At 62.1% G+C, this 12,427-nt stretch carries 14 protein-coding genes; 8 read left to right on the top strand and 6 right to left on the bottom strand.

The window, feature by feature from the left end:
- Positions 1-302 precede the first annotated feature (302 nt).
- The 4 genes from IPM06_15365 to rplM all read right to left on the bottom strand — a co-directional run bounded on the left by IPM06_15365 (position 303) and on the right by rplM (position 5,559).
- Positions 303-935, bottom strand: a complete 633-nt coding sequence (locus IPM06_15365; GenBank protein ID MBK8771799.1) for a hypothetical protein — start codon at positions 933-935, stop codon at positions 303-305.
- A gap of 211 nt (positions 936-1,146) precedes the next feature.
- Entirely contained in the window at positions 1,147-4,320 is a 3,174-nt protein-coding gene (locus IPM06_15370; protein MBK8771800.1) for a hypothetical protein, read from the bottom strand.
- Positions 4,321-4,599: 279 nt separating this feature from the next.
- Positions 4,600-5,088 carry a 30S ribosomal protein S9 gene (gene rpsI / locus IPM06_15375; protein MBK8771801.1) on the bottom strand — a complete coding sequence of 163 codons (489 nt, stop codon included), beginning with the start codon at positions 5,086-5,088 and terminating at the stop codon, positions 4,600-4,602.
- A gap of 6 nt (positions 5,089-5,094) precedes the next feature.
- Entirely contained in the window at positions 5,095-5,559 is a 465-nt protein-coding gene (gene rplM / locus IPM06_15380; protein MBK8771802.1) for a 50S ribosomal protein L13, read from the bottom strand.
- Positions 5,560-5,799: 240 nt separating this feature from the next.
- Between rplM and IPM06_15385 the strand changes: the two genes are divergently transcribed.
- The 6 genes from IPM06_15385 to IPM06_15410 are packed head-to-tail and all read left to right on the top strand — an operon-like array spanning position 5,800 to position 10,356.
- A complete protein-coding gene (locus IPM06_15385) occupies positions 5,800-6,651 on the top strand; it encodes a hypothetical protein (protein MBK8771803.1) in 852 nt (283 codons plus the stop codon).
- The gene (locus IPM06_15390) at positions 6,648-7,439 is read left to right on the top strand and encodes an enoyl-CoA hydratase (GenBank protein MBK8771804.1); all 792 of its coding nucleotides are present in this window, start codon (positions 6,648-6,650) and stop codon (positions 7,437-7,439) included. The genes IPM06_15385 and IPM06_15390 overlap by 4 nt, the downstream gene beginning before the upstream one ends.
- Positions 7,436-7,885, top strand: a complete 450-nt coding sequence (locus IPM06_15395; GenBank protein ID MBK8771805.1) for a VOC family protein — start codon at positions 7,436-7,438, stop codon at positions 7,883-7,885. The genes IPM06_15390 and IPM06_15395 overlap by 4 nt, the downstream gene beginning before the upstream one ends.
- Positions 7,882-8,415, top strand: a complete 534-nt coding sequence (locus IPM06_15400; GenBank protein ID MBK8771806.1) for a CoA-binding protein — start codon at positions 7,882-7,884, stop codon at positions 8,413-8,415. Before IPM06_15395 ends, IPM06_15400 begins: the two co-directional genes overlap by 4 nt.
- Before the next feature lie 50 nt (positions 8,416-8,465).
- Positions 8,466-9,020: a cytochrome b gene (locus IPM06_15405; protein MBK8771807.1), complete on the top strand. Its 555-nt coding sequence runs from the start codon at positions 8,466-8,468 to the stop codon at positions 9,018-9,020.
- Positions 9,021-9,078: 58 nt separating this feature from the next.
- On the top strand, positions 9,079-10,356 hold the full coding sequence (locus IPM06_15410) for an O-acetylhomoserine aminocarboxypropyltransferase (GenBank protein ID MBK8771808.1): 1,278 nt from the start codon (positions 9,079-9,081) through the stop codon (positions 10,354-10,356).
- On the opposite strand, the gene IPM06_15415 is transcribed toward IPM06_15410, so the two are convergent.
- Positions 10,341-11,366 (bottom strand): COX15/CtaA family protein, encoded by a 1,026-nt coding sequence (locus tag IPM06_15415; protein ID MBK8771809.1) that lies wholly within the window; start codon positions 11,364-11,366, stop codon positions 10,341-10,343. The two genes, IPM06_15410 and IPM06_15415, sit on opposite strands and share 16 nt — an antisense overlap.
- A 99-nt stretch (positions 11,367-11,465) precedes the next feature.
- Here IPM06_15415 and IPM06_15420 point away from each other — a divergent pair, with 99 nt between their 5' ends.
- Positions 11,466-11,675: a DUF2842 domain-containing protein gene (locus IPM06_15420; protein ID MBK8771810.1), complete on the top strand. Its 210-nt coding sequence runs from the start codon at positions 11,466-11,468 to the stop codon at positions 11,673-11,675.
- Positions 11,676-11,772: 97 nt separating this feature from the next.
- Here the strand turns inward: IPM06_15420 and IPM06_15425 are convergent, their stop codons facing one another.
- Positions 11,773-11,982: a hypothetical protein gene (locus tag IPM06_15425; protein ID MBK8771811.1), complete on the bottom strand. Its 210-nt coding sequence runs from the start codon at positions 11,980-11,982 to the stop codon at positions 11,773-11,775.
- A 46-nt stretch (positions 11,983-12,028) separates the two neighbouring features.
- Between IPM06_15425 and IPM06_15430 the strand changes: the two genes are divergently transcribed.
- Positions 12,029-12,247, top strand: a complete 219-nt coding sequence (locus tag IPM06_15430) for a hypothetical protein (GenBank protein ID MBK8771812.1) — start codon at positions 12,029-12,031, stop codon at positions 12,245-12,247.
- Positions 12,248-12,427 lie beyond the last annotated feature (180 nt).

Consider the following 12,427-nt stretch of genomic DNA (forward strand, 5'->3'; position numbering starts at 1 on the left):
TATTCTCCCCACCCCGGTTGCAGTCCAGCAGAGGAGGAGGTTGAAAAAAAGACGCAGGCTACAATCAAAAATTGCCTTTTTCGTCGTTACAAAGGCAAATTCGTGCACGGAGTTCCAGCCGGGAGGTCCCCGACCTGAGCATGCTCAGGACTTGAAATGCCGGGGCGACGAATTGCTCACGCGAGATCATCAAGAAATATCAGCGTGTGAACATGTCCCGCTGCCAGGCAACTCACCAGGTGACCCCTGTCACAGTGAGGAGCGAAACGCGACGCCTGCACGCCGTGGCTTTGGGAAAAACCTCACACCTCGTCCCCATCCAGCAAGTTCTTCACGCCGCCGCGCCGGCCTTTTGGCACATAGAATCCGAAGCCCAGTTCCTTGATCAGTCCGCCAGCGAGTTTGTTCACTTTCTTCATCGAGCGCTGCAGGTGTTGCGGCGTGCTATCGCCTTTGCGCCGCCGCCCGAGGATCTCGTTCAGCACGAGTAGGTCGAGCACCGAGGACTGCACCCAGTCCAGATCCTTGCTGTAGCCCGCCACCCACTTCAGCTTCACATCGCCATTCTTGAACAGGTGATCGGCGAGGCTGCGCGCCCCGAAGGCGCAAGCGCCGAGATACAGGCCGATGAATTGCGAGCCATCGCTTGCAGCGAGTGCGTTCCGCAGTTCGGTGCGGGTCAGGCGCTGCTCACCCTCGAAGTGCAGGCCGCCCTCGTCGCCATGCGAGGCAAAGTAGAGATATTTGCAATGCCGCAACGATCCGATGCGCGTGATGGCCTCTTTGGCCGCCTGCTCGGAATTCACCATCTCATAGTGATAGGTGTGGGGATTGTCGCAGTGGATATCGGCAATCAGGTCGAAAAAGCCCCGCACGGACACATTCGACCGGGCCCACCACCGCGTCTCCAGCACAGCAATGTTCGTATGCTTCATCGCCAAGATACTCGTCACAATACAGACAGGATGGGCTCGATGTCCGTCCACCAGACGGCACTGAACCCGTTGCATACGGTGACATTCCGCGCCCCAACATTCAATGCCGTCTTGCGCCGCGGAGTGAACCTTGAACGGGAAAACGGCGGGCCTGCACACGCATAGATTTTATCCCGTCACCCCCATCCGCCCGCTCCGGACGAAGTGCGGCCTACTGCGCGTCGATGTCGCCCTGCGTTACGTGGTAGGTGGCTGTGAACTGGAATGTTCCGGCTGGATTGAGCGAGGCCAAAAGCGCCGGCGAAGGCGTGGGCGGTGTGCCGGTGCCGCTGTGGGCGTCACCAACGGAGATATTGGTCATCGTCACATTGCCGGTGTTGGTGACGTCGTAATAGTAGGTGATGACGTCGCCCGGATCCGCCTGGCCGATGGTGCCGCCATCGGTGGTGATGACGAAGGACTTGTCGATGCTGAGTGTCGCCGTCTGCGAGATCGCCGTCGTCACCGCAGCCGAAGTCGTGGGCGCGGTCTGTGTCGTGTCGAAGGTCGCAGTATTGGAATAGGTGCCGCCGTTGTTCATGTCGGACAGCGACACGGTATAGGTCGCCCCATAGAGCCAGACCTCGCCCACATCCACGGCGCCATCGCTGTCGGTGTCGCCAGACGAATAGCTTGGCCCGCTTGTGAGCGTCCGCGCGCTCCCGGCCTGGGTGAACGAGTCGGTGAGGCTGAGGCCCGTCAGCGTCTGATTGCCCGTGTTGCTGATGGTGATGAGCCAGGTGATCGTCTGGCCCGCCGCGGTGATAGGGTTGGGCCCACCCGTCTGCCCCTTCAGGATCGAGAACGAAGCCGTGCGCGAAACATTCGTGGTCACGGTGCCCGTGGTCGAAGGTGTGGTCTGTGCCGTGTCATAGGTGGCACTGTTGGTGAAGTTGCCGATGCCGTCCATGTCCGTCTGCGGCACGGTGTAGGACGCCGCATAGGTCCACGTCTCGCCCACGTCGATGGCAGCATCGCTGTCCGTGTCGCCGCTCGCATAGCTGGGACCGCTCGTCAGCGTGCGCGCGGCGCCACCCAACTGGAAGGTATCGCTGATCGACAGTCCGTTGAGCGTCTGGTTGCCGCTGTTCACCACCGTGATGGTATATCCGAGCACCTGCCCCGCGGCCGTGATCGTGGCAGGCCCGGACGTCTTGGCCTTCGCCACGGTGAAGGAAGGAGACCGCGTGACGCTCGTCGTCACCGTGTTGGAAGTGACTGGCGCAGTCTGCGCCGTGTCGAATTGTGCGAGGTTGCTGTAGCTCCCCGTGCCATCAATGTCGGCTTGGGTCGTTGTATAGGTGGCGCTGTAGAGCCACGTCTCGCCCACGTCGATGGCGCCATCGGAATCAGTGTCGCCCGAGGTATAGGCCGGACCGCTGCTCAGGGTGCGAGCCGCACCACCAAGCTGGAACGTGTCACTCACCACAACGGGCGTCGTGAGCGTCTGGTTGCCCGTGTTGGCGATGGTCACGCGATAGGTCATCACCTGCCCCGCCGCCGTCACCGGGTTGGGGCCGGAGAACTGGCTTTTCACATTGGTGAACGAGGGCGAGCGCGTGACGCCGGTCGTCACCGTGTTGGAAGTGACTGGCGCGGTCTGCGCCGTGTCGAAGGTTTCGACATTAGTGAAGCTGCCGCTCGCGTCGATATCGGCCTGGGTCGACACATAGCTCGCGGTGTAAGTCCAGATTTCACCCACATCAATGGCACCATCACTGTCGGTATCACCTGAGGAATAACTGGGACCGGCCGCCAGCGTCCGCCCCACGCCACCCAACTGGAAGGTATCGCTCACCATCACCGGGCCAGTGAGTGTTTGGTTACCCGAATTGGCAACAGCAATCGTGTACGAAAGCGTCTGCCCCGCCGCTGTGATGGGTCCGCCCGCAGCGGGAAGCGCCTGGGCCTTGCTGTTGGTGAACGACGCCGTGCGCGTCACGTTTGTCGTCACCGTGTTGCTGGTCTTGGCGCCCGCCTGTGTGGTCGAATAAGCGGCCTGGTTGGTGTAGGATCCCGTGCCGTCCACGTCGGTCTGCGGCACCGTGTAGGTGGCTGCATAGATCCACGTCTCCCCCACATCGAGGGCGCCATCCGAATCCGTGTCGCCCGACGACAATGTGGGTCCCGCCGTCAGCGTGCGGGCGGCTCCGCCCAGCTGGAACGTGTCGGAGGTGAGCGAAGGCGACGTCAGCGTCACGTTGCCCGTATTGGCCACCGTGATGGAATAGCCGATGACGTTGCCAGCGGCCGTCACCGGCGATGGTCCGCTCGATTGCGCCTTCACAATCGTATAATTCGGCGTCTGCGTGATGGTCGTGGTGACCGTGTTGGACGTTTTCACCGCCACCTGCGCACATGCCCATGTCGACACGTTGGTGAATGAGCCGCCTGTGTCGATGTTCGCCTGAGTGACGTTGTAGGTCACGGTATAGAGCCACGTCTCCGTATCCTGCACGATGCCGTCGCTGTTCGTGTCACCGGACGTCAGCGTCGGCCCCGATGTCGGCGTCAGCGTCGTGACACCGAGTTTCAGAGTGTCGGTGACCACAGGACTGGTGAGCACCGCGGTGCCGTTGTTGTCGACCGTGATCGTGTAAGTCAGGGTGCCGGGGGCGTTGATGGAACCGGCGCTCACCGCTTTTGAGATGGTGAAGTTGGGATTGTCATTGTCGAAGATGGTGATGGTAGGCGGGGTCGCGCTGATGCCGGCATAGCCCGTGCCTGCTGCCGTGATGGTCGCGGGTGCGCAGGAATGCGTACCTTCGGCGGAGGCATCGTTGACCGCGGTCACCGTCACGGTCTGCGGCGTGGTGAAGTTGGCTGCCGTAAACGTAAGAGTCGTCGGCGCGAAGGTGCACTGGGAGGCGGGCGAACTCGCACCGATCGTGACGGTGACAGCCGAGCTGCCGGCTGGCGGACTGACGGGGCGAACCGTGAAAGCTGCCGTATCGCCGCCCTCGGTCGCCGTGGCATCGGTCACTGCAACGGATAGTGCCGAAAGGCCCCAGCGCAGGGTGAACGTGCCTGTCGCACCGCTTGAATAGGTGTCCACCTGAAAACGATAGGTGGTGCCGGACACCGCATTGAAGGAGAGGAAGCTGCCGTAATTGGCATTGACGGTGCTGTTGCAACCCGTCGTGTCATCGTTGGTTCCAACCGCCGTGAGGGCGTTCACGGCAGACCCCGTATACGCTGCCAGGGTCGTGTCGGTGTTCGTCACCGTCTCGGAGGTAATGTTGCAAGTGCCGATGGTGAAAAGGCCGGAGGCAGTCGCAGTCCAGGAATACCAATCTGAGGTGGTTGCACCACCGATGAAGTTGGGTTCGCCCGTTTCACCCGTCATGCCCGCGGTCGTCCCGGCAATACTTCCGGAGGAACCACTTAAGATTGTACCGGGGAACGTGTCGCTTGCCCATGCGCCAGCGGCTGCGGCGAACAACGCCACCCAGATCGCCACCAGCCATCTCAACAACCACACAGACATCACACAAACTCAGAAAGCGACAGCGTATCCGCACGTGGTTAAAAATCCGCTATCACTCTTCTTCTGGTTGTGTCGCTGTGCCAAATGCAAAAAGGCCGCCCCGGAAGGCGGCCTTTCGCAACTGGTATGGGAAGCAGATTAGCGCTTCGAGAACTGGAAGCGGCGACGGGCCTTGGCCCGGCCATACTTCTTGCGTTCCACCGTGCGGCTGTCGCGCGTGAGGAAGCCGCCCTTCTTGAGGGCCGAACGCAGTTCCGGCTCGAAATTGGTAAGGGCACGGGCAAGGCCATGGCGCACTGCACCGGCCTGTCCGGAAAGACCGCCACCGACGACGGTGCAATCGATGTCCAGTTCGCTCAGGCGGTTCGACGTGACCAGCGGCTGCTGCACGATCATGCGCAGAACCGGGCGGGCGAAATACTGCTCGATCGCCTTGCCGTTGACGGTGATCTTGCCCTTGCCGCGCTTGACCCAGACGCGCGACGTGGCGTCCTTGCGTCGGCCGGTGGCATAGGCGCGGCCCTGCTTGTCGAGCTTGGGCTTGGCCGGCGTGACAGGAGCCGCGGCCGGCGCGGAGCCGAGGCCCATGGCCTGGCCCAGGTTGGCGAGTGTTGTTGCTTCAGCCATGGTCAATTAGCCCCTTGCAGAATTCTTGGCGTTCATGGCCTTCACGTCGAGCTTCACAGGGTTCTGTGCCTCGTGCGGATGGGCGGCGCCCTTGTAGATGCGGAGATTGGTAAGCTGCTGGCGCTTCAGCGAAGCACCCGGCAGCATGCGGCGGACAGCGGCTTCGAGCACGCGGTCCGGATGCTTGCCATCGAGATAGTCCTTGGCGACCCGTTCCTTGATGCCGCCCGGGAAGCCCGTGTGCCAGTAGTACTTCTTCTGGTCGCGCTTCTTGCCCGTGAGCAGAACCTTCTCGCAATTGATGACGATGATGTTGTCACCGCAATCCATGGAGGGCGTGAAGGTGGTCTTGTGCTTGCCGCGGAGACGGTTGGCGATGACGGTGGCGAGACGGCCGACAACGAGGCCCTCCGCGTCGATCAGCACCCACTGCTTCTGGATGTCCGCAGCTTTTGCGGTATAGGTTTTCATCTCTGGAACTTTCAAAGTGGCCGGAAAACGAGAGACGCCATCTCTAACAATGGCGCCTGTTCGTCGCGGCTGATAGTCGAGGGCCCCCACCATGTCAACGGAAAGCGGCGTAAACAGGCGTTTTTTCTATGTGGTAACATATTACCCGCGCAGTTTACATTTTCCCTGAAAACACTGTCAATGCCACTGGCACCCCGCCGCGTTGTCGCCTATCCTCCGCGCCGAATGGGAGATGGGCTCATGCGTTCCGTGGGCTGCAAGGCCGGTCTGACAAGTGTGGCGTTGCTCGTCGCGTGGGGCATGGCCCCGGCGGCTTTTGCCCGTATTCCCGCTTCCACAGACCTCCCGCCCTTGCCCCCCAGCTATTGGGATGAATTCGTGTCACCGGACGAATCGGTGGCGCAGCAGACCCCCGCCGCCACGCCCGCGCCGGCCGTGCCTGCTCCGGCACCGCCGCCTGCCACCACAGCGCCGCCTGCTCCCCCTGCACCGGCTACCACACCTCCAGCCACGGCAGCCCCGGCGACTCCGCCTGGAACGCCGCCGGCAGCACCGGCACCTGGTGCCGCCCAGCAGGAACCCACTCCGGATGAAGTGCTTCCCGATCTCTCGCCGGAAGGTCAGGAAGGATTCAGCGTTGGCGAAATCCCGACTGTCGAGGTGGTGGAACTGACGCCCGACACCGCCCGCAAGGCCATGGATGCCTATGTGCTCGTCCACGACAAGTATAAGGACGCGCCGCTGGAGAACTACGAGAACCTCCAGGACTTCGTGGACCAGGACGCCCAGGGCAAGGCCTTCGAGGCCGACATCAAGAGCTTCGGCTTCGGCACAGCGAATGAGTGGAACACCACCATCACCACCGTCGGCTTCGCCTACACCAACCTCCTCGACGACCAGACGGCCGATCTCAAGCAGCAGATCGAGGAAGTGAAGAATGACACGGAAATGGCCCAGGACATGCGCGACCGTATGGTTCAGGCCCTCAGCGCCATGATCCCCTCGGACAACAACCGCAAGGTCGTGGACGAGATGATGAAGGATCCGGTCTACGCCGAAAAACTCAAGATGCTCGAGACCGAAGAGGAATGACCACGCACCTGCGCATGGCGCGGGAAGGCGCAGTACTTCGTCTCACGCTGAACGACACGCCAACGCGCAACTCCCTCTCCGAAGCCATGATGGCCGAACTTCAGTCCGCGCTGGACGACGCGGAAGGAGACCATGCCATCGGTGCCATCATCATTGCAGCGGCTGGCGACGTCTTCTCCTCCGGTCACAATCTGAAACAGCTCACGGCCCGCCGCGCCGATGCGGACAAGGGCGAAGCCTATTTCGCTGCCCTCTTCGCCACATGCGCCCGGCTGATGACAAGCATCGCCCGCCACCGCTGCGCCGTGATCGCCGAGGTGGATGGCCTCGCAAGTGCCGCCGGTTGCCAACTCGTCGCCACCTGCGACCTGGCGTACGGTTCTTCACGCGCCAGATTTTGCACACCCGGTGTGAACATCGGGCTGTTCTGCTCCACGCCCATGGTGGCGCTGTCGCGCAATGTGCCCGCCAAACAGGCCATGGAAATGCTTCTGACCGGTGACGTGATGAACGCCGATTTCGCCGCGCGCGCCGGACTGCTGAACGCCATCGTCCCGCAGAACGAATTGACAGCGCATGTCTCGGCACTGGCACAGCGCATCGCCGGAAAATCCCAATCCGCCATCGCCTATGGCAAGCGCGCCTTCCACGAACAACGCGCCATGCCGCTGGAGGACGCCTACGCCTTCACGGCCACGGTGATGACTCGCAACATGCTCGACGGCGCGGCCTGCGAAGGCCTGGATGCCTTCATCAGCAAGCGCAAGCCGCACTGGCCCCCGCTGTGACACAGCCTCATGCGCCGCGCCTCAACTTCGTGACCCTTGGTGTGCGCGACCTCGCGGTATCCCGTTCGTTCTATGAAAGGCTCGGTCTCACACCGCACACAATGGGGAACGACTCCGTCGCCTTTTTCGATATCAATGGCACGGTGCTCGCCCTCTTCGGCCACGACAACCTCGCCGCCGATGCCGGGCTTGCACCAACGGTACCGCCCGCCTTCCGGGGCGTGAGCCTGGCCTGGAACGCCACAAGCGACCGCGAGGCCGACGCCATCTTTGCCCATGCGCTGGCCTGCGGCGCGACTGCCGTGAAACAGCCGCACAAGGTCTTCTGGGGCGGTTATTCAGGATACTTCGCTGATCCCGATGGCCATCTCTGGGAAGTGGCGCACAATCCCTTCATCACCATTGACAGCAGCGGTCACGTCATTTTGCCGGCCACACCCCAATGAACCACGACAGTTACAGCCCCGACTACATCCGAACCATCCTGCAGGAGGTCAAGACGATTGCCTTGGTCGGCGCATCCGCCAACACGGTGCGCCCCTCCTATCTTGTCACCAAGTATCTGATCGACAAAGGCTACACCGTCCATCCGGTGAACCCGGGCCTTGCCGGCCAGGAGTTGCTCGGCCGTCAGGTCTACGCAAGCCTTGCCGACATTCCCGGCCCCATCGACATGGTGGACATTTTCCGCAATGCCGATGCGGCAGCAGCCATTGTCGACGAGGCGCTGGCCTTGCCCGATAAGCCGAAAGTGATCTGGATGCAGTTGCAGGTGCGCAATGATGCCGCGGCCGCCAAGGCCGAGGCCGCCGGCCTGAAAGTCGTCATGAACCGCTGCCCCAAGATGGAATATGGCAAGCTCTCGGGCGAATGGGGTTGGGTCGGCGGCGATCCCGGCTTCATTTCGTCGCGCCGCCAGCAATTGCACGAGAGCGGACGCATGCAAAGCCTGGGACTCGGTGTAAAGAAGACGTAGCGCATCATCGGGAACTGGCGCCGCGCCGCCGCAACACAATCGAGACGACCATGACGACAGCACCTGCCCTCGCTTCCGCCAAATACACCAACGTGGCCATTGCACTCCACTGGATCATCGCGCTGCTGGTCCTGTTTTTGCTCTTTCCCGGCGAGGATTACATCAAGGTGCATCGCGGCGAATCCCTCGCGGGTTGGCAGCCCACGGCCCACGCGTCGCTGGGTATTCTCGTTCTCATCCTGAGCCTCGTGCGCATCGCCTGGCGGATCAGCCACCCCGCACCGCCGCTGCCGTCCATGCCGGGTTGGCAGGTGAAGGCCACCGCGGCGCTGCACGGCATGCTCTATCTGCTCACACTTCTCATTCCGCTTTTCGGCTGGATGGCCCTCGCCCCCTATGGCGCCGAACGCGTGAACCCCGAGGCTATCTCATTCTTCAAACTCTTCCCGTTGGATGTCTGGCCAAACCTGGGGGAATGGACGGGCGAGTTGCATGAACTGACGGGCACTCTCGCCGAAATCCTCATTGCGCTTCATGTGCTGGCCGCCCTCAAGCACCAGTTCATCGACAAGGACGGCCTGATGCGGCGCATGATGTTCCGCTGAACGCAATTGCGCAATCGGCGCAGGCGTTCTAGTTTTGCGGCACATGATGGAGGATCACATGGCCGACAAGACACCCGGATTTGACACGCTTGCCATTCACGCCGGCGGTGCCCCCGACCCCGCAACCGGCGCGCGGGTAACACCGATCTATCAGACCACGGCTTACGTCTTCAACGACGTGCAGCACGCGGCCGACCTCTTTGCCCTGCGCGCCTTCGGCAACATCTACACCCGCATCATGAACCCCACCCAGGCGGTTCTGGAATCCAAGGTGGCGGCGCTGGAGGGCGGCACGGCTGCCCTTGCCGTGGCATCCGGACATGCCGCGCAGTTGCTGGCCTTCCACACCATCATGCAGCCGGGCGATGAATTCGTGGCGGCGCGCCAGCTCTACGGCGGCTCCATCAACCAGTTCAACCATTCCTTCAAATCCTTCGGCTGGCATGTCGTCTGGGCTGACGGCGAAGACCCGGCAAGTTTTGAAAAGTCGATCTCTCCCAAGACCAAAGCGATCTTCGTGGAGTCGATCTGCAATCCCGGTGGCCGCATCACCGACATTGCCGCCATTGCAAAGATCGCCCAGAAGGCAGGCGTGCCTCTGATCGTGGACAATACGCTGGCCACGCCTTACCTGTGCACGCCGTTTGCGCACGGCGCCAACATCGTCATTCACTCCCTCACCAAGTTCATGGGCGGCCACGGCAATTCCATGGGTGGCGTCGTCGTTGATGGCGGCAATTTCGATTGGTCCAAGAGCGGCAAGTATCCGCTCCTCTCGGAACCGAACGACAGCTACCACGGCATGAAGCTGCACGAGACCTTCGGCAACATTGCCTTCGCAATCGCCTGTCGCGTCCTGGGCCTGCGCGACCTTGGTCCGGCCATTGCGCCGCTCAACGCGTTCCTCATCCTCACCGGCATGGAAACCCTGTCGCTTCGCATGCAGCGCCACTGCGACAATGCGCTGAAGGTGGCGGAATGGCTGGCCAAGCACCCCAAGGTGTCGTGGGTCAACTATGCCGGCCTGCCATCCGACAAGCATCACGCGCTGCAGAAGAAATACGCCCCGCGCGGTGCGGGCGCGGTCTTCACCTTCGGCCTCAAGGGTGGCTACGACGCCGGCATCAAGCTGGTGTCATCGGTGAAGATGTTGTCGCACCTCGCCAACCTCGGCGATACGCGCTCGCTGATCATCCACCCTGCCTCCACCACACATAGCCAGCTTTCCAAGGATCAGCTGGTGAAGGCGGGCGCAGGCCCGGATGTCGTCCGCCTCTCGATCGGCATCGAGGACGTGGCCGACATCATCGGTGATCTCGATCAGGCCATGGCATAGGCTGCAAGGCCCGCGGGCCGCAACAGACGCATGTGAAGATGCCACAGGGCGAGGGCGAGCACGATCAACGCCCCGCCCTGGTGCATCAGCGCCACGCTGAGCGGAACGCCGTGCACAACGGTCATGATCCCGAGCACCATCTGAATCAACACCGCCGCCGCCACGAACCAGCCGGTGCGGGGTGAACGCCGCGCCATCCACAGGACGTAAGCCAGGATCACGTAGGCGATGAGCCGGTGGTTGAACTGCACCGTCAGCGCATTTTCGAACAGGTTCTTCCACTGCGGTTCCGTGACAAACATTCCGGCAGGAATCCATTCGTCATTCATCATGGGCCAGGTGTTGGAGGCAAAGCCCGCATCCAGCCCTGCAACAAACCCGCCCGCCGCGATCTGCAGGAAGATCAAGCCGATCAAACCGGCGGCGAGAAGATTGTCTGCCGTCGCAGCCCATTGCCGCGTACGGTTCAATCCCAGCGCCGTCCACACCACGCCCGCAAACAACGCCACCGCAAAGGTGAGGTGCGCCGCCAACCTGTATTGGCTCACATCAATCCGTTCGCTCAAGCCGGACGCCACCATGAACCAGCCGAGCGCACCCTGCGCACCCCCCAACACGAACAGCAGCACCAGCCGCGGCCAGATGGCGCGAGGTATGGCCCTGATGGCCGCGAAATAGAGAAGCGGCAGCAGGAACACGGCGCCGATCATCCGGCCGAGGAAACGGTGGCTCCACTCCCACCAGTAGATGAACTTGAAATCTGCAACCGACATCCAGCGGTTCTGCACCTGGTATTCGGGGATGAGTTTGTATTTTTCGAATGCCTGCAGCCAGTCCGCCTCCGTCAGCGGCGGTATGGCGCCGAGGATGGGCTTCCACTCCGTGATCGAAAGACCGCTGTCGGTGAGGCGCGTCGCCCCGCCAACAATCACCATGCAGAAGATCAGGAAGGCGACGGCCCAGAGCCAGATGGACACGGCGGGAGGCATACGGGTGGGAGCGGGTATCATTCCAGCCAGATAGAGCCTGCCCCGGATTGCTTCAAGCCATCCATCGGGGGCGCACGTGCGCCCCTTCCCCGCACCCGCCCGCGGCGATAAGGAGAGGCCATGACCCTCCGCACGCGCAAGCTCATAGGCACCTTTGCCACCGTCTTCTGGATTGCCCTCTATGCCCTCGTCGCCATGGCCATTGGCGGACAATATGTGGTGGGCCACGGCATGCTTGCGGAATTGTCGTACTATGTGATCGCGGGCGTGGCCTGGGTGCCTGTTGCCATGATCATCATCAAGTGGATGTCCAGGCCCGATCCCGTCTAGCCGACGTTCAGCCGCCGTCCCATGTTACTCATGCGCCCCGGAAGCCCTGACGCCAGCACCTTCAACCAGTGCATCCGGTCATATTTGCTCGACACCATCACGCGCGGCAATCCATGAATGTGTGCCGCATGGTCAGCATATACGGCCCCCATGCGGGTGGTGACGGCACTGGCATAGCCGGCTTCCGCCGCCATGCGGAAGTCACGCGGCCCCGCATGCCCCACGTTGCCATAAGGAAAGGCAAAATGGCGAACGGGCCGTTGGAGCTCGCGCTGCAGCCGCTGGCCTGAATCCGCGATTTCCGCACGCGCTTGGTCTTCCGGCAAGCGGGACACCGCAAAGTGATTGTTGGTATGCGCACCGATCGTCGCAAGCGGATGCTCCGCCATGCGCCGCACCTCATTCCAGTCCATGATCAGATCACGGCACATCTGCCGGAGATCGATACCGTGACGTTCACACGCCTCACGGACCCACTGCCGTTGCACATGTTCCGGCATCGCCTGCAGCGTGGGCGCCAGGGCTCCCCAGGCCTTCGCCTTCGCCGCAGCGCTTCCATCAAGGACAGCTGATGCACCGGGCATGCTGATTTCTCCGCTCCCCGCGGCGATCATGCGTTCCAGCGCCAGCCACCACATCTCAGCGCTGCCATCCACAAAACCGGGCGCCACATAGACGAGGAAGGGACAATCATGCTTTGCAAACACCGGAAGGGCATGCACCAGATTATCGCGATAGCCGTCATCCAGCGT

Source organism: Hyphomicrobiales bacterium, from assembly GCA_016710435.1.
In the GTDB taxonomy this organism is placed as follows: Bacteria; Pseudomonadota; Alphaproteobacteria; order Rhizobiales; family Aestuariivirgaceae; genus Aestuariivirga.